This is a genomic window from Flaviaesturariibacter aridisoli (assembly GCF_004343705.1).
In the GTDB taxonomy this organism is placed as follows: Bacteria; Bacteroidota; Bacteroidia; order Chitinophagales; family Chitinophagaceae; genus Flavisolibacter; species Flavisolibacter aridisoli.
Window position 1 is genome coordinate 234,734 of record NZ_SKFH01000002.1, and the last position, 17,508, is coordinate 252,241.

Sequence of the window (17,508 nt, forward strand, 5' to 3'; positions counted from 1 at the left end):
TGCCAGATGTCAGATTTCAGATTTGCCCACGACGTTTTCACGCCGCGGGCTATCTGATTGTTATTTCTAAAGAACTGTTTCCAACTCACAGGTCACGTCGACCTAAGTTCCCTCCTTCGGGGGCCGGGGGGCCTAGTCATGGAAGTTCAGGTCCAGACCGAGGCCGCGGAGTTCGTGCACGAGTACGTTGAACGATTCCGGCAGACCCGCGCGCGGGATGTTCTCGCCCTTCACGATCGCCTCGTAGGTCTTCGCGCGGCCGATGATGTCATCCGACTTGATCGTGAGCAGTTCCTGCAGGATGTTCGCGGCACCGTAGGCCTCGAGCGCCCACACTTCCATCTCACCGAAACGCTGACCACCGAACTGGGCTTTACCACCAAGGGGCTGCTGCGTGATGAGGGAGTAGGGTCCGATCGAACGGGCGTGCATCTTGTCGTCCACCATGTGGTGCAGCTTGATCACGTAAATGATACCAACCGTTGCTTTCTGGTGGAAGCGCTCACCCGTTTCACCGTCATAGAGGTGCGTGTGACCGAAGGTCGGCAGGCCCGCCTGCTCGATGTATCCGGCGATGTCTTCCGTGGAAGCACCGTCGAAGATCGGCGTGGCGAAGCGAAGACCGAGTTTCTCACCAGCCCAGCCCAGGACCGTTTCATAGATCTGGCCCAGGTTCATACGGGAGGGTACACCCAGCGGGTTCAGCACGATGTCCACCGGCGTGCCGTCCTCGAGGAAAGGCATGTCTTCGTGGCGAACGATCTTGGCAACGATACCCTTGTTACCGTGGCGTCCGGCCATCTTATCCCCCACCTTCAGCTTACGCTTCACGGCGATGTATACCTTGGCCAGCTTCAGAACGCCCGCGGGCAGTTCGTCGCCGATGCTGATATTGAATTTCTCGCGCTTGTAGCGGCCGAGCTCTTCGTTGTACTTGATCGAGAAGTTGTGCAGGAGGATGTTGATCTGCTCGTCTACCTTGGCGTCGCCGGTCCAGCCGAGCGGGTTCACGTTCTGGTAGTCCATGCCGCTCAGGTTCTTCTGGGTGAACCGGGCGCCTTTACCGATCAGCATCTCGCCGAAGTTGTTGCTTACACCCGTCGAAGGACGATCCTTCAGCAGGGTCAGCAGCTTGTCCATCAGCACTTCCCGCAGATCGCTCTCGTTCTTTTCGTGAACTTTCTCGAGCTTCTCGAGGGAGGCCTTCTCACGCACTTTGGCGTTCTTGTCTTTCTTGGCGCGCTGGAACAGCTTCTTGCCGATCACCACACCTTCCACACCGTTGGGTGCTTTCAGCGAGGCGTCTTTCGCATCACCGGCCTTGTCGCCGAAGATGGCGCGGAGCAGCTTTTCTTCCGGCGTCGGGTCGCTCTCTCCTTTCGGAGTGATCTTGCCGATGAGGATGTCGCCTTCCTTGATATGGGCGCCGATCCGGATGATACCGTTCTCGTCGAGGTCTTTGGTAGCCTCTTCCGATACGTTCGGGATATCCGGCGTCAGTTCCTCTTCACCAAGCTTGGTGTCGCGCACTTCGAGCTCGTATTCGGAGATGTGCACCGAGGTGAACATGTCTTCTTTCACCACGCGCTCGGAGATCACGATGGCATCCTCGAAGTTGTAACCTTTCCAGGGCATGAAGGCCACTTTCAGGTTTTTACCGAGGGCCAGCTCACCAGCCTTCGTGGCGTAACCTTCCGTGAGGAAGTCGCCCTCTTTCACCTTCTGGCCTTTCTTCACGGCGGGCTTCAGGTTGATGGAGGTTTCCTGGTTGGTCTTGATGAACTTCGTCAGGTTGTAGATCTTCAGGTCTTCTTCAAAAGAAACAAGACGCTGGTCTTCGTTGCGGTTGTAGCGCACGTGGATCTCGTTGGCGTCCACGAATTCCACCACACCTTCGCCTTCCGCGTGGATCTGGATCCGCGCGTCGCGGGCGGCTTTGCCTTCGAGGCCCGTACCTACGGTAGGAACGTCGGGGCGCAGCAGCGGAACGGCCTGGCGCTGCATGTTCGATCCCATCAGTGCACGGTTGGCGTCATCGTGCTCCAGGAACGGGATGAGCGAGGCGGACAGGCCCACGATCTGGTTGGGGGCTACGTCCATGTATTGCACTTCGGCGCGGTCGAGGATGGGGAAGTCACCCGTCTCGCGGCTCACGATGCGCTCTTCGGCGAAGGCGCCGTTTTTGTCGAGCGGCACGTTGGCCTGGGCGATCTTGGCGGAATCTTCCTCCTCGGCGCTCAGGAACGTCAGTTCCTTCATGTTCACCTTGCCGTTCTCCACCTTGCGGTAGGGCGTCTCGATAAAGCCCATCTCGTTGATCTTCGCGTGAACGCAAAGGGTCGAGATCAGACCGATGTTCGGACCTTCCGGGGTTTCGATCGTGCAAAGACGGCCGTAGTGGGAATAGTGTACGTCACGTACTTCGAAGCCAGCGCGCTCACGGCTCAGACCGCCCGGTCCGAGTGCCGAGATACGACGCTTGTGCGTGATCTCCGACAGCGGGTTTGTCTGGTCGAGGAACTGCGACAGCTGCGAAGTACCGAAGAACGAGTTGATTACCGAAGACAGCGTACGGGCGTTGATGAGGTCCACCGGGGTGAACACTTCATTGTCGCGCACGTTCATCCGCTCGCGGATGGTGCGGGCCATACGGGCCAGGCCTACGCCGAACTGGGCGTAGAGCTGCTCGCCCACGGTGCGCACACGGCGGTTCGACAGGTGATCGATGTCGTCGATCTCGGCCTTGCCGTTGGTGAGGCGCACCAGGTATTTGATGATTTCGATGATATCTTCCTTCGTCAGGGTCTTCTGCTCCATCTGGTAGTTCAGACCGAGCTTGCGGTTGATCTTGTAACGACCAACTTCGCCGAGGTCATAGCGCTTGTCCGAGAAGAACAGCTTGTCGATGATACCGCGGGCGGTTTCGTTGTCCGGGGCGTCGGCGCCGCGGAGCTGGCGATAGATCACCTGCACGGCCTCGAGCTCGGAGTTCGAAGTATCCTTGTTGAGGGTATTGTAAATGATCGCGTAATCGCCACCTACGTCTTCCTTCTGGATGAACACGGACTTAATGTCCATGTCGGAGATCGTTTCGATGGCTTCTTCGTCGAGCACGGAGTCGCGCTCGAGGATGACTTCGTTACGCTCGATGGAAACCACTTCACCGGTATCCTCGTCCACGAAGTCTTCTACCCAGCTGCGCAGTACACGGGCAGCCAGGCGGCGGCCGAGGAATGCGGCGAGGGCTTTACGCTCTCCCTTCACTTCATCGGCCATGCCGAAAAGCTCCAGGATGTCTTTATCGGTTTCAAAGCCGATCGAGCGGAGAAGGGTCGTTACGGGGAACTTCTTCTTCCGGTCGATGTAGGCGTACATCACGTTGTTGATGTCGGTGGCAAATTCCATCCAGGCGCCCTTGAAGGGGATCACGCGGGCGGAATAGATCTTCGTGCCGTTGGGGTGAACCGACTGGCCGAAGAATACGCCGGGGGAACGGTGCAGCTGGGAAACCACCACACGCTCGGCGCCGTTGATCACAAACGTGCCACGGGGAGTCATGTAGGGAATGTTGCCCAGGAACACATCCTGAACGATGGTCTGGAAGTCGATATGCTCCTCGTCGTTACAGCTGAGGCGCAGCTTCGCCTTCAGGGGAACGGCATACGTGAGGCCACGCTCCATACATTCTTCGATGGTGTAGCGCGGGGGGTCAATGAAATAGTCGAGGAACTCGAGAACGAAGATGTTGCGTGTGTCGGTAATCGGGAAGTTCTCTTTGAACACGCGGAAGAGGCCTTCTACGTTACGCTTGTCCGGCGTGGTCTCTAACTGGAAAAACTCTTTGAACGACTGGATCTGAACGGCGAGCAAATCAGGCGTATCAGCGATATTGCCAATCTTCCCGAAATTGATCCGTTCTTTCGTTTGTGTAGCGGGCATAAGTAAAAAACCGGTTTAAATGAGTTTCAGACGCGGGCAATGAGCTATCAGGCCTCTTTCATAAAAATGAAAAAAGCGATGATTTTCAATGAATTAAGCTCGAATTACCGACGTCAAAATTGTTTTTGGCCAAAACTTAAGGAGGGCAAAAGTACGGAAAAAGCCTTTGCAAACAATTTTTTCGCCTTAGCAAAGAATGTGCCTAAGCTTTTTTTGACTCTTTTATGAATTAATTGTATTCCTGACGATGGGCTGCAGGAGTTGTACGGGCTCCCGAACTGACGTTCGCCTTTCGTTGCACCGCCTTCTTCCATACTGGCCTCGTCCGACAGCGACCGGGCACTGCCTGCCGTAGCGGGGCGAAGGCGGGAAAAATCCCAGGAAATGCTGGCCTTTTTCCCATGGCCGGACCAGCCGGCCGCCGGAGCTTTCGGAGATGAACCCCAAAAGCCCCCTGCCCGACTATTTCACCTTCAGTAAAAAGGACCGCATCGCGGTCTTCCTCCTGGTCCTTGTTGTGGGTGTCCTCGTGGCATTGCCCGCCTTGCTGCCCACCCCGTCGCCGGCGCTGGCCCCACTCCCCGATTCGGTACTCCGCCGCCCGCCCGACAGTTCCCGCTACCGGCAGCCATACGACCATGGGCGCGCCGGCTACCCCGACCGTTCCGGCTATGCCTCCCGCCGGGAAGATCCGGGGGCCGGCCGGGACGCCTGGCGGCAGGCGCCCCTTTTCGAATTCGATCCCAACCAGCTCGATGCCGCCGGCTGGTCCCGGCTCGGACTTCCCGCCCGGACGATCGCCACGATCCTCAAGTACCGGGAACGGGGTGGACGCTTCCGCCGGCCGGAAGACCTCGGGAAGATCTGGAGCCTGCCCGAGGGATTCGTAGAGCGGGTGCTCCCCTCGGTCCGGATTGCCCCGGCCCCTGATGGGGCGGGCGGCGGTCAGCGGTACCCACCTTTCGCCCGGGAGCCCCGGACACCGATACTACTATCCATCAATGAAGCCGACTCGATGGCCTGGGAGGGGCTGCCCGGCATCGGTGCCAAACTGGCAGGAAGGATCCTCCGGTACCGGGAGCGGCTCGGTGGATTCGTGTCGGTGGACCAGGTGGGGGAGACATGGGGTCTACCCGACTCCACCTTCCGGAAGATCCGCACCCGCCTCGAGCTTAAATCGAGCGGGCAGGGTATCCGCAAATTAAATTTAAACAGCGCCACCCGTGATGAACTTAAAGTTCATCCGTATATCCGCTGGAACCTGGCCAATGCGCTTGTGGAATACCGGGAACGACACGGTGCCTACCGTTCCACGGACGATCTTCGTAAGGTGCTTTTATTGCCGGACAGTACGTTGCAAAAACTTCTTCCCTATGTCGACATAAAATAGCATTTATCAATTGATTAAACCTATTTACTGAATAATAATTAGATGCATTACTGGGCATTGGACAAGCCATCTTGCCAAATTGGCATTATTTCATTATATAATATTGATTTATAAGAGGTAATGGTTGTTTACTACCATTATTAAAAAGTTAGAACCCTGTCGAAGTTGCTTTACTAAAATTTGAATTTGCCGAAACTAATGGAAGACGCTTGCGACATGTGGATTTCCTGAAGCGCCAAAAAGTGCCACTCATCAGACCATCATATAGCACCAAACAATAATTCTATGATCCAATGGATTCATTTAGAGTTAGTCACAGACTCTATCCGTGATGTGCATTTAAGTTTCACAGCCTTCCACATTAAATTACAAAAACCTACCTATACATTTGATTCACATTTATTTATATTGTGTTTCAGCCATTTTTCCAAGTAAAAGATCGAATGTTTGTCGACTTTAAATTAAGTTGGTCCTTTTGAGCCGTTTTATAGGCATTCGTCCCCTCCTACCCCATCTCCGCGCAGGGCCATTTAAGACCCGTTACGACCGCCTCGAGTTCGGGTGACTGCCGGGTTCGGAACGACGCACACTGGCTAAAACAGGCTAAAAAGGGGCTTTCCGCGGCCCCATTTTTAGCCGATCGGAGGCTGCAATAATGTCAGAAATGGGGGTGAAATACCGGTCCAACTACCCCTGTACCCGCCACTCCGGTCGGGGTCTGCTCCCCTTTTTCCGATCCACCGAGGTTGCCGGCCGGGGTGGAATTCCGGGTGCGGCAGGGGTCAAATGCGGGTGCTCGGTGGGTCGGTGCCCCTGTTGAAAGGGCGGCAAAACAGGGTCCGTCGACCGGTGTTTGGAGCGCAAAAGGGTCCGAATGGGCCTGTACCGGGAGGTAGGATCCGGCCATTTTGGACGGTCGACAAGAGCCGTTTGCGGGTCCGAACGGCCCGGTCAGGGGGTGGCCGGGGAGGCCCAACCGGGGCCGGAAGTGTCCGAAAAGGAAGCCGATTCAGGATGGATTTTCCTCCCATGATGGAGTTTTTCGCTCCCTTTTTCCGGGCCCGTTGCCCCCGAATCCGGGCCGGCGCCCGGGAGATTTTTCCGGTTTTTCGGGTTGGCCGGGTATCCATTTCGGATCGTTTATGTGGCGGCCCGGGGTACCTTTTCACGGGCTTGGCGCGTCGTCGCCGGCGTTTTTTTTGCCACCTTCCGGGCTTGACCGGCACGTAGAAGTGGTGCGGGAAAACTGTTTTTGGGGAGGGCCACTCGGCATTTTTTTGTCGTAATCCAAACGGAAAATGGCGGGGCGCCCGGCTCCTTTCCCGGACATTTCCAGGGCCGAAAAAGAAGGTCAAGGCACTCTGTTTTTGTCTGCCCGGGGTGCTGAAACAAGTACCTGCAGGCGCCTCGAAGTAGCGTAATTCTGCGGCAGAAACGCTTCCCGATCCTGTGCAAAAACGGGCCGTAAGGACCGCCAAACAAACTGGAAAGTGCGTCCTCCGTACCGGATTTCGCAGGGGTTGGCTGGGCATTACGGGATCGTTTACCCGCCATTTATACCCGGCTTCACGCCACCCCGGCGCCGGTAACAGCGTGCTGAAACAAGCTCCTGACGGGCCGCAAACGGCCCATTTCCGGGCCCCTGCGGAGGCCCTTTGCGCCCCTTGATCAAGGGCAAAAAGGGTCTGATTACCTGCACACGGACGGCCCGGGACGGCCTGGAAAGTGGCCTCACCCGTAGTGCCGGGAGTTCGGATGATCGCCCTGTTTATGGACCGGAGTACCGCTGACTCACACAGGGGAACCCGTAGCAAAAGGGCCGGTACCAGCCGTAAAACGGCCGCGCAGATGCGCTTCCAGGGGCCCTTTTAATCGCCCCACAGCTGTCATTTCTACCCTAGCCGGGGGCTTTGGGCGCCCGGCGAGGGCGCTTCCCGCCCAGCGAGGCGGGCACAAAAAAACCCCCGCCTGGCGGCGGGGGCTCTTTTATCGTTGCGAGGCAGAGGGCAATTAAGCGATCTCTACGTCGGCACCAGCTTCTTTCAGCTTGTTGGCGATATCTTCGGCAGTAGCCTTGTCCACACCTTCTTTAACGGGCTTCGGAGCACCATCAACGAGGTCTTTGGCTTCTTTCAGGCCCAGGCCGGTCAGGTCCTTAACGATCTTAACCACGTTGAGCTTGGAAGCACCACCGCTCTTCAGGATCACGTTGAAGGAAGTCTTCTCTTCTACGGCTGCAGCGCCACCGCCGGCGTCACCGCTTACTACTACCGCAGCAGCTGCGGGCTCGATACCGTACTCGGATTTCAGGAAATCGGCCAGTTCTTGTACTTCTTTAACGGTCAGGCCTACCAGTTGTTCTGCAAGATTTTTAACGTCTGCCATGTTGTTTAAATTTTTTCCGGCTTCATCTCCCCGGTTTAAGGAGGGGATCCGTCGGAGGGTTTAAAAAAATTTGTCGCTGTTGACCCCAGCGGCGAGGGCGGCCCCACCCCGGCCCTCCCCGAGGGGGAGGGAGTTGGTGGGGATATCTTTCTCCCTTCCCTTCGGGAAGGGTTGGGGATGGGTCTTATTCAGCAGCCGGAGCTTCGCCTTCAGCAGGTGCTTCGGGTGCAGCGGGCGCTTCGGCGGCCGGAGCTTCTGCGGGGGCAGCGGCTTCGGTACCGGGCTTGTTGATCACGCCGCCTTGCTCGTGGAAGTTCTGCAGGGCAGACAGCACGCGCGAAGCGGGCGACTGCAGCAGGCCGATAACCTCGCCAATGAGCTCGTTTTTGGTCTTGATCTTCGTGAGGGCCTTCAGGTTGTTGTCGCCGGTGTAGATATCACCGTTGATGAAAGCGGCCTTCAGCTCCGGCTTCTCGCCTTTGGCGGCGTCGCGGAACGAAGAGATGATCAGGGCCGGCTCCTTGGGGTTCTCGGAGAACAGCAGGGCGGTTACGTTGTGGAGGGAGTCGAATACACCGTTGTAACGCTCGGCATCCAGGCCTTCGAGGGCCTTGCGGATGAGGGTGTTCTTGGCCACCTTCATTTCCACATTCTTGTTGAAGCAGGCGCGGCGCAGCTGGGACACCTGGGCAACGCTCAGGCTTTCCGTATTGGTTACATAGAAGTTGTCGTACTGGGAGAATTTCTCCTTCAGGGCGACGATCACTTCATTTTTTTGCTCTTTAGTCATTGTACGAAGCTTTTGTAATCCGTTGAAGCTGGATGGTTGTCATCCGGGGCTTGCGGCAGGATTAGTGAACGAAGGTTTTTGTGTCGACAGGGATGCCGGGGCTCATCGTGGCGGCCATGGTCAGGCCTTTCAGGTAGGTACCTTTGGCAGTAGACGGCTTGGCTTTGATGATGGCGTTGATCAGCTCCTGGGCGTTGCCGGCGATCTTCTCGGGCGAGAAGGATACGCGGCCGATCGAAGCGTGGATGATACCTGCCTTGTCCACTTTAAAGGCGATCTTACCACCTTTTACCTCGTTCACAGCGCCTGCTACGTCGTTCGTAACGGTACCGGTCTTGGGGTTGGGCATCAGGTTGCGGGGACCGAGGATCTTACCGAGACGGCCGATCTTGGGCATCACCGCGGGGGTAGCAACGATGACGTCAACGTCGGTCCAGCCGCCGTCGATCTTCTGGATGAATTCGTCGAGGCCAACGTAGTCGGCGCCGGCGCCTTTGGCGGCGGCTTCCTGCTCGGGACCGCAAAGAACCAGCACACGCTTGGTTTTACCGGTGCCGTGGGGCAGGGTTACGGTGCCGCGGATGGCCTGGTCGGCTTTCTTGGGGTCAACGCCGAGACGGATGTGGATGTCTACGGAGGCGTCGAACTTGCAGGTGTTAACTTCCTTCACCAGGGCGGAAGCCGCCTGGAGGGAGTAGGCTTTATTGGCGTCAACCTTGCCGTTGACTGCCTTTCTTTTTTTAGGAACAAATGCCATTGTAATTTCTTTTAAGTGTTCTGTCCTTCGCTTACGCTCAGGATGACAAAATCATTATTTGCTTTCCCAGGGAGCGGTACCTTCCACGGTCAGTCCCATCGAGCGGGCCGTGCCGGCCACCATGCTCATGGCGCTGTCGAGGGTGAAGGCGTTCAGGTCGGCCATCTTGTCTTCAGCGATGGCTTTCACCTGGTCCCAGGTTACTTTACCCACCTTGTTGCGGTTCGGCTCTTTGGAACCGCTCTGGATCTTGGCGGCGTCCTTCAGCTGAACGGCTGCGGGGGGCGTTTTGATGATGAAGTCGAACGACTTGTCGGAATAAACGGTCAGCAGTACGGGGAGTACTTTGCCTTGCTTGTCCTGGGTGCGCGCATTGAATTGCTTGCAGAATTCCATGATGTTGACACCTTTGGAACCCAGGGCCGGACCGATCGGGGGAGCAGGGTTGGCCTGGCCACCCTTGCACTGGAGCTTTACATAGCCCGTGATTTCTTTTGCCATTTTCTACGTGATTTATTGGTTCAAGCGATGAGCCTATCTCCGCGACAGGATCATCTCCCAAGTTGATCATTTTAAGCTTCCAGGAGTGATCCTGGCTACTTAACTCTGGGTGACCGCCTTCGCCGGAGGCTACAGCGGTCGGAGAAAGAACTAACTTTTGGGAGCGCAAAGGTAAGGAAGCCGGCGGAAAAAAGTAGGATAATTCTGTTAAGAGCAGCGGGGTAGGAGAAGGGCAGCTTACATGAGTACTTGAGTACCTGATTACAGGAGGGCACAAGTGGCCGCTTCCGCCCGCTCGCGACCATGCTTTGAGCTTGCGTGCGGGACCAAAACCGGTGTTTCTGTCACTTGACCGGCGTTTCTGTCAGAAGAGAAGCCGTTTCCGTGTTTCGGGCGCTGTTTCTGCCGTTCGAAGCGGCGTTTCCGGCAAAAAAAGGCTGTTTCTGTTCGCACCGGTTGTGTTTCGGTCCCAAAAACAGCGTTGCTGTCAGCGAAAGGGCTGTTTCCGCGTTTCGGGAGCTGTTTTTAACCACCAGAGGGTCAGAAAGCCTTCATTTTCAGAAAAATCCCGGATTTTCCGGGGAATCCGGCAAAATATCTAGAAATACGGCAAAGTTGAAAGCCCGGCTGTTGTAATTTAAGGTCCTAAAACCAACAATTATGGCAGCACAAGCACACGAAGACCGCTTTCACATGCAACAGGCTGTAGCAGCTTTGATGAACAAACGCAGGGCGGTCTGGGAACGCAACGAGATGGTCGCCGAATCGGTGGCCTACATCGTTCCCCGCCTGGAACGCGCTCACTTCCTGGTCGATGCCAAGGAGGAAGGCGGCACCTCGGGCCTCACGCAGGCCAAAAACAATTTCATCGACAACATCTGCGCGCGCAGCTGGCTGATGGCCAAGCGGCTGAAACTGTTTGCGCTGCGCAAAGGCCTGCCCGTACTGCTGGCCCAGGCCACGCAACCGCGTCGCTACTTCGACAACGGCTCCGAGCTGGAGCGCATTGGCCGCTGCGCCGCCGTGGTGAAATGGGCCGAAGAACATATGGCCGACCTCGCGCCCTTTAAGATCAGCATGGGTGATGTGGCCGCCCTCAGCGCCGACATCGAGCGGGCGCGCCCGCTTTCCGCCGACCGTGATACGACGGGCGACGGCCTTCAGCTCGTTAACAAAAATCTCCCGCAGCTGCTGCAGGAGATCCAGGACAAGCTGTATGAGCTCGACGACGAGGTCATCGCGCTAATGGATGATCAACCGGAGTTCCAGGACGAGTATTTCATCGCCCGTAGAATTACGGATCGCAAGGCCACCAGGCGGCCGATGCGTAATGAGTAATGAATAATGAAACGCCCCGCTTTCGCGGGGCGTTTTTCTTTCGCGGGCTGAAGCCCGAGGCTAACACGCACCGCCCCCGCTTTGCGGGGCAGGCTGCCACGCGGCGGGTTGAAAAAGCCGCCTATTCTTTCACCGCGCCGTTGCGCCGCTGCGCCGCCGCGTGCCCCGGCCGCCAAAAACTCCGTATTTCTACTATTGTCCGGCTCGAAAAGACGGTCTACCTTGTTGCCACTCCCACCCTACCAAAACAACTGCCGACCTACGCCAACCACCACGCCTCTCTTATTGATCATCATTAAAAACAACGAACTATGTTGGCAGAACAAACCCTTGCGCCCGTCACCGACGCCGGCGTATTCATCCAGCTTCCGCAAGACCAGTACCGCCACCCCGGCGCCCCCACCGAATGGTGGTGGCACATCGGCACCCTCCGCACCGACGATGGCCGCGCCTTCGGCTTCGAGATCAACGCCGTGGGCGTGCTCACCGACCAAACCAACTTCGGCGTGGCCATGGGCTCGATCACCGACGTGCAGGCGAAGCAGCATTACTCCGCCCTGCAGTACATGCCCCTGGCGGATACCTGGGCCGAGACGGACAGCAGCAAACCCTGGCGCGTAGGACTTTCCAGCCCGGTGGGCTACCCCGACGCGGTAGGCATCCGGATGGAGGGCATCGATGGCAGCGTGGATCATATGACCGTGCACTGCGACTTCACCAGCAAGGCCAGCGGTAAGAAATGCAGCCTCAGCCTGCGCCTGGAGCAGCAGGGTCCGCCGCTCTACGTATTCGGTACCGGCCGCTCGGGCAAAGCCGGCGACGGCCCCCTGCCGGTGCAGCAATACAACTACTATTATTCGTACACCAACCTGCAGGCCAGCGGCACCCTCACTATCGACGGCGAAACCTTCGGCGTGCGCGGCACCACCTGGATGGACCATGAGTACGGCGTCTTCTCGCGCCCCGATGGCGGCCCCGTGCAGTGGATGCTCCAGGACCTGCAGCTGGCCAACGGCCTGCACCTCTCCAACTACGTGATCGTAAAGCCGGGTGAAAAGTTCGAAGCGGGCGTGCCCGTCGACTCGCACGCCACGATGCTGGTGAACGGCGAAAGCAAGTACGTGGCCACCCGCACCACGCCGCTGCAACCGACCGTGATCAATGGCGACACCTACTTCCTGCAGTTCCGGGTAGATCTCCTGGACGAAGGAAAGGAAACGGTGTACTTCCTCGTGGATGCGGCCGTGACCGACCAGGTGTTCAAAGACCCCACGGGCCTCAACAGCGGCTACGAAGGCAACGGCTCGGGCCGCATGCTGCTCACCCTGGATACGCCCGGCGGCGGCAGCGAGACGGTGCAGCTTTCCGCCGGCGATGCCTGGATCGAGCAGATGCTGTACACGAAGATCCCGACGCAAATGGCTTTTTAAAATGGCTTTGTGGTTATAGAAAAACGTCCCGCTTTCAGCGGGACGTTTTTGTTTGCGGGCTGAAGCCCGCAGGATAAAGTGGCGGCGCTACGCGCCGCATGCCTCCTCGCCTGTGCCGGCTCCTCGGGCTAAAGCCCGAGGCAAACAAATAGCGCCGCTACGCGGCGGGGCGCTGCAGAATCCGCATTCTGTTCCCCCGGCTAAAGCCCGAGGCGATAAAGTGCCGCCCCCGCTTTGCGGGGCAGGCTGCTATGCGGCGGTGTGCAGCCGGTTGTAACTCAGTGAGGCCTTCGAAAGGATGTTCTTTTCGTTGCGCCGTTGTGTCGTTGTGTCGTCGTGTACGGAGGCCGCTTGCGGCCGACAAAAACAGACTCAAATAAAAACGTCCCACCTACTGTGGGACGCTTTTCATTTTCATTACTCATTACTCATTTCCCCTTCCCGGTCCATTTGCGGAACTGCAGGTAATCGAGGTACCAGATCACCTTAACCGACAGGTTGTTGGAGGCAGGTGCGTCGAGGGTGCGCGACAGGTTGCGGCCGTACTTGGAGGTGTAGTCGGGATCAAGCACGTCGAGGGCCTGGTTCTTCCACACGATGTTGAGGAAGGAGCCCGGCGCGAATTGCAGCGTGTACTGCGCGTCGACGTTGAAGATGTTGAAGTTCTGGTGCTGGCGCGGCACGTCGTTGTGCTTCGTGGGCAGCAGCGTTCCATCGGGCTGCAGGTCGTAGAAGTCTTTCACCTCCACGTCGCTCCAGTAGTGGCGGGCGCGGATGTTGATGAAGCTTCGGTTGGAGAAGCTGTACTTGACGCTGAAGGTGTTCTCGATGGTATTGCGGTTGCGGCGCGAAAAGAGCACGTCGGTGTAGCCCGATCCGTAGTAACCCTGGTAGCCGTTGCCCGGGACGTAGAAGCCGTAGAAGCCGGCGTTGTCGATCCAGGGATTGTAATACACGTTGAGGTCCATCGACAGCTTGTCGCTGAAGCGGTAGCGCTGGTAGATGCTGAAGTCGTAGCGGCGGCCGTTGAACTGTTCGTTGAAATCCACGCCGGCGTTGATGTTCACCTTGTACTTCTTGGCGTTGTTGGTCTCGATCCAGGCGTTGGTCATCAGCTTGCTCTGCGCCACGAAGTAGGGTGCGCCGGGCTGCGTGTAGCGCTGCTGTTCCGCGTAGATGAGGCGCGGCTCGTAGAAGTCGTGGCCGTCGGCGTTGTAGCCGACATACACACCGGCGTACCACAGATTCTTCAGCTGCCCGTTGCCGTTAACGTTCACCCAGTATTGCTGGTAGGCCGAGGGGTTGAAGCGGCGGCTGAGGCCCTGGTTGAAGTTGAGGTACAGGTTGTTGAAGATGCCCTTCGGCTGCGTCCACTTGTACCCCATCCACATGGAGTGGTCGAGGTAGTTATTGTTGTTCATGAAGCCGAGGTCGGTTTTGTCGTATTTCTCGTCGTACAGTTCCTGCGCGATGTTGAAGTTGAAGCGGCCGCCGGTCTTTCCGAAAGCCAGGAAGTGGGCATAGCCGGTGCTCGTCTTTCCGCCGCTGAAGATGTTGCTCACCGATACGTTGCCGTTCCAGTTATAGGTGTTCTTCTTGTTGTTGACGTCGAAGAGGAAGGCGCTTACGTTGGCGTCGGGGTCGCTGCCGTCGCGGAGCACGTTGGTGTTGATGAACGACACGGAGGAGTTGTTCTTCATCGTCTGGTCGAACACGAGCACGTTGTAGTTGGTCAGCGGACCGGTCTCCACGCGCTCGCGGTTCTTGCCGGTGGAGTCGGCTACAGTAGCATACATCGTGCGCTGCACGGCGTTGAAGACACCGATGCCGAGGCCTTTGCGGGTACGGCCCGAAAACTTGGTGGCGTTAATCAGCTTGGCCTGTGCGGGGTTGTCGATCACCTCGCCGCGGAGTTCGGCCGCACGGTTGTAGGCGGCGCCCATATGCAGCGGTGGGTCGAGGCCGATGCGGCGCGAGTAAAAGAGGTTGCCCTTATTGAACAGCTCGGTGCCCTCGGTAAAGAAGGGGCGCTGTTCCTGGTAACGCACCTCGAAGGGCGACAGGTTGAGGATCGTATTGTCGGAGCGCACCTGGCCGAAGTCGGGGATCAGGGTCATGTCGAGCGTAAAGGCATCCGACACGCCCCACTTGACGTCCATGCCGCCGGTGACCGAGGTGTTCCAGTTTTTCTTTTTCGGATCCGTTTGCGGGAAGTGGTTGGCGTACACGCCGAGGTAGGGCGACAGCGACAGGCGCAGCGGCGGCTCGATCTTTTCGATGCCGGTCCACTCCCCTTCCTGGTTCACGAAGCCGTTCTTCTGCGGGTCGATCGGGTTCCACATGTACTGCTGGCCGGTCTTGTTGCGGCGGCGGGTGATGTTGATACCCCAGGTCTGGTCCGGCTTGCTCACGAAGCGCAGGGCCGAGTACGGGATCTCCATCTCGAAGGTCCAGCCGTCGTTGCGGATTTTGGAGGCGCTGTTCCAGACGCCGCTCCAGGAGCCGTCTTCGCCGTTGGTGTTGGAATACTTGGCGTCGAACTGCTCGCCGTAGGGCGTTACGTAAAACCCCAAGGCGTTGATCTTGTCGTTGTAGGTGTCGAAGATGACGCCCACGAAGTCGTTTACGCCCACCACGTCGCGGCCCACGAGCTCGCGCGATACGGAGTCGCGGGTGCGCTCGTGGCAGAAGCCGCCGATATAGATGGAGGTATTGCTGTAGAGGATGTACACCTCGGTGCCGGTGGCGGGATTTTCAGGCTTGCCGGCATTGGGGCGCCATTCGATAAAGGAGGTGGCGGGCGCCGCTTCTTTCCAGGCGGCCTCGCTGAGCTCGCCGTCGATCTTGAAAGAGGCGGTCGTGCGCTTGGCGGGCAGCTGGCGGGGTGTTTGCGCCGAAGCGATGAGTACCAGGAAGCTGAGGGTGAGCGATAGCAGGGACTTCAACATTGGTGTTTGGTTTTTTGTGTGCCGGTAGTACGAAATTAGACGCTCCTAATACGTTCGGAGTTACCGCTTATCACAGCGTGGACCGCTTTTGGTTTTTGTTAACGAAAGTTTTCGTGGGTAAAAGCGGGTGACCCTTCTCTTAACGGATGAAACAGGGATAGGTTACAGGCACACGTTACTTATCCAGAAAGTCCTGGTAGGTATACTGCTGCAGCGCCTGCCCGGTGCGGAGGAGTTGCGGAGTAGCGCCGGGGCTTTGCTCGAGCACGGTCCGCCCTACGTTGTCGAAGAGTACATAGCTCGTATCCTGCACGATACCGAAACCATTGTTGAAACAAAAGAAGGCGCTGTGGGGAAGGCGGCTGGCGAGGTTGTGACTGAAGGGGAATTCCAACTTAAGCCCGGCAAGCGAGGCAACGGTGGAAGCGATATCGAGCTGCGACACGACGCGCTGCTCGATGCCTTTTTGGGGCAACGCGCCACCGAGGAAGAGGATCGGGATGCGGAAGTTGTCGCGGCGGCTGCCGGTAGCGGGCAGCGGGTGGCCATGGTCGGCCACTACCACCAGGATCGTGTTGTGCCACCAATTTGTTTGCTCGCAGGCGCGCACAAAGTGATAGAGCACCGAGTCGGTATAATGAATGGAGTTCAGGAAGAGATGCGTGTCATCACTTCCGGCGAGCACCGGCGCCGTTGGTGTTTCGAAAGGCTCGTGCGAGCTGAGCGTCAGCCAGGTGGTAAAGAACGGCTTGCGTGCGGCGGAAAGATCATGGAGAATGCGGTCGGCAACGACCCCGTCGTGCGCGCCCCATTTGGAATTCTGGTCTTTCGCTGCAAAGTCCGACTTGTCGATCAGGGTTGTGTAACCCGACCCGAGGAGGTAGGATTTGATGTTGGCGAACTCGGTTTCACCGCCATAGTAGAAAGCAGGCTCGTAGCCCTTTTGCCGGAAGCCTTTGCCAAGCGTGGGCAGCCGCGCCGCTTTGTTGGGCAGGCGGATGATGGACGATTGCGGTAATGCGGGATAGCCACTGAGCACGGCGGGAAGTCCCTTGTCGGTGCGGTCGCCGGAGGCCCAGGCATTCGCAAAATACCAGCCTTCGGCCTTCAGGCGGTTGAAGCCGGGCGTGATCTCGACGCCTTCGATGGTCGTATCGATGGCCTTGGCGGTTCCGCTCTCCCAGATCACGAGCAGCACGTTGAGGCTGTCGCCCGGAACGGGCGGAGGCTGCACATCGAAGGGTTCTCCAGCAAAAAAGCGGTTGGCCAGGTTGCGGGCTTCGGCGGCCGGGAAGTAGGGATAGGGATTGGTCTCCGCCTTTTCGCTGATCACGCCGAACAGGAAGTTCCAGGGCACGTTGAGCGCGGCCTGGTTGGCGAAGTTGTTGGGCGAAAAATAGACGGAGCTTTGGTTGAGGGGTGTTTGCTGCAGGCCGCCGCGCAGCGGGATGATGAGCGCGCCGGTGGCGAGCAGCAGCAGCGGCAGGCCCAGGTACCAGCGTTCGGGGAGCTGCAGGGGCGCTGCCATCCGGCGCAGCAGGCGTGCGGCACCATAGCCGGCCGCCAGGCAACACAGCACAAAGAACAACCCGTAGCGGACTACCGGGAGGTGGGCGATGGAAGCCCAGGCCTCAGCGGGCGAGGAGAGGTATTTGAGCGGCGTCGCGTCGAGGCGGAAGCCCCACTGCTTGTACACTTCCACATCGCAAACGATGAGCAGCAGCACCGGCACCAGCAGCAGGATGGTATAGGCCTGGTACAGGAGCGGACGGCGCAGGATGGGCACAAGGAAGGACAGCAGTAGAAATACGGCAATGGGCAACGACAGGTAGGCGGCCATCGAAAGGTCCATCCGGGCGCCGTACCAGAGCGTTCCGGCAAAGGTGCCTGCCGGCAGCGCTTTTCCCTGCAGGAGGAGAAAGAGCAGGCGCGCCGCCTCGAAAAAGAGCGTCCACGACAGGAAGTACAGCAGGAGGAAGCGAAGGCGGGCGGGCATGGCGCAAAAGTAAAAAAGCCATCCCGGACGGAAT

Annotated in this window: 12 protein-coding genes; 5 read left to right on the forward strand and 7 right to left on the reverse strand. The window is 58.0% G+C overall.

Translation table 11 applies throughout. From position 1 onward, the window contains the following. Positions 1 to 132 precede the first annotated feature (132 nt). Entirely contained in the window at positions 133 to 3,939 is a 3,807-nt protein-coding gene (gene rpoB, locus E0486_RS02755; RefSeq protein WP_131850609.1) for a DNA-directed RNA polymerase subunit beta, read from the reverse strand. 436 nt (positions 3,940 to 4,375) lie between these two features. Here rpoB and E0486_RS02760 point away from each other — a divergent pair, with 436 nt between their 5' ends. Continuing rightward, on the forward strand, positions 4,376 to 5,329 hold the full coding sequence (locus E0486_RS02760) for a ComEA family DNA-binding protein (protein ID WP_131850610.1): 954 nt from the start codon (positions 4,376 to 4,378) through the stop codon (positions 5,327 to 5,329). A gap of 2,010 nt (positions 5,330 to 7,339) precedes the next feature. On the opposite strand, the gene rplL is transcribed toward E0486_RS02760, so the two are convergent. The 4 genes from rplL to rplK all read right to left on the reverse strand — a co-directional run bounded on the left by rplL (position 7,340) and on the right by rplK (position 9,762). After that, on the reverse strand, positions 7,340 to 7,714 hold the full coding sequence (rplL, locus tag E0486_RS02765; RefSeq protein WP_131850611.1) for a 50S ribosomal protein L7/L12: 375 nt from the start codon (positions 7,712 to 7,714) through the stop codon (positions 7,340 to 7,342). Between the two features lie 184 nt (positions 7,715 to 7,898). Beyond that, positions 7,899 to 8,504 (reverse strand): 50S ribosomal protein L10, encoded by a 606-nt coding sequence (gene rplJ / locus E0486_RS02770; protein WP_131850612.1) that lies wholly within the window; start codon positions 8,502 to 8,504, stop codon positions 7,899 to 7,901. 61 nt (positions 8,505 to 8,565) lie between these two features. Continuing rightward, positions 8,566 to 9,261, reverse strand: coding sequence for a 50S ribosomal protein L1 (gene rplA / locus E0486_RS02775; protein WP_131850613.1), 696 nt, complete (start codon positions 9,259 to 9,261; stop codon positions 8,566 to 8,568). A 54-nt stretch (positions 9,262 to 9,315) separates the two neighbouring features. Beyond that, entirely contained in the window at positions 9,316 to 9,762 is a 447-nt protein-coding gene (gene rplK / locus E0486_RS02780; RefSeq protein WP_131850614.1) for a 50S ribosomal protein L11, read from the reverse strand. Positions 9,763 to 10,110: 348 nt separating this feature from the next. Between rplK and E0486_RS02785 the strand changes: the two genes are divergently transcribed. From E0486_RS02785 to E0486_RS02800, 4 genes are read left to right on the forward strand one after another with little or no spacing between them, the layout of a single operon-like run. Then, positions 10,111 to 10,398, forward strand: coding sequence for a hypothetical protein (locus tag E0486_RS02785; RefSeq protein WP_131850615.1), 288 nt, complete (start codon positions 10,111 to 10,113; stop codon positions 10,396 to 10,398). A 24-nt stretch (positions 10,399 to 10,422) separates the two neighbouring features. Then, a complete protein-coding gene (locus E0486_RS02790; protein ID WP_131850616.1) occupies positions 10,423 to 11,100 on the forward strand; it encodes a hypothetical protein in 678 nt (225 codons plus the stop codon). After that, positions 11,100 to 11,399: a hypothetical protein gene (locus E0486_RS02795; RefSeq protein ID WP_131850617.1), complete on the forward strand. Its 300-nt coding sequence runs from the start codon at positions 11,100 to 11,102 to the stop codon at positions 11,397 to 11,399. The genes E0486_RS02790 and E0486_RS02795 overlap by 1 nt, the downstream gene beginning before the upstream one ends. Positions 11,400 to 11,411: 12 nt before the next feature. Continuing rightward, positions 11,412 to 12,530, forward strand: a complete 1,119-nt coding sequence (locus tag E0486_RS02800) for a lipocalin-like domain-containing protein (RefSeq protein ID WP_131850618.1) — start codon at positions 11,412 to 11,414, stop codon at positions 12,528 to 12,530. 428 nt (positions 12,531 to 12,958) lie between these two features. On the opposite strand, the gene E0486_RS02805 is transcribed toward E0486_RS02800, so the two are convergent. Together E0486_RS02805 and E0486_RS02810 are read right to left on the reverse strand one after the other, a co-directional pair. Further along, a complete protein-coding gene (locus E0486_RS02805; RefSeq protein WP_131850619.1) occupies positions 12,959 to 15,478 on the reverse strand; it encodes a DUF5916 domain-containing protein in 2,520 nt (839 codons plus the stop codon). 175 nt (positions 15,479 to 15,653) lie between these two features. After that, positions 15,654 to 17,474, reverse strand: coding sequence for an LTA synthase family protein (locus E0486_RS02810; RefSeq protein WP_131850620.1), 1,821 nt, complete (start codon positions 17,472 to 17,474; stop codon positions 15,654 to 15,656). Positions 17,475 to 17,508 lie beyond the last annotated feature (34 nt).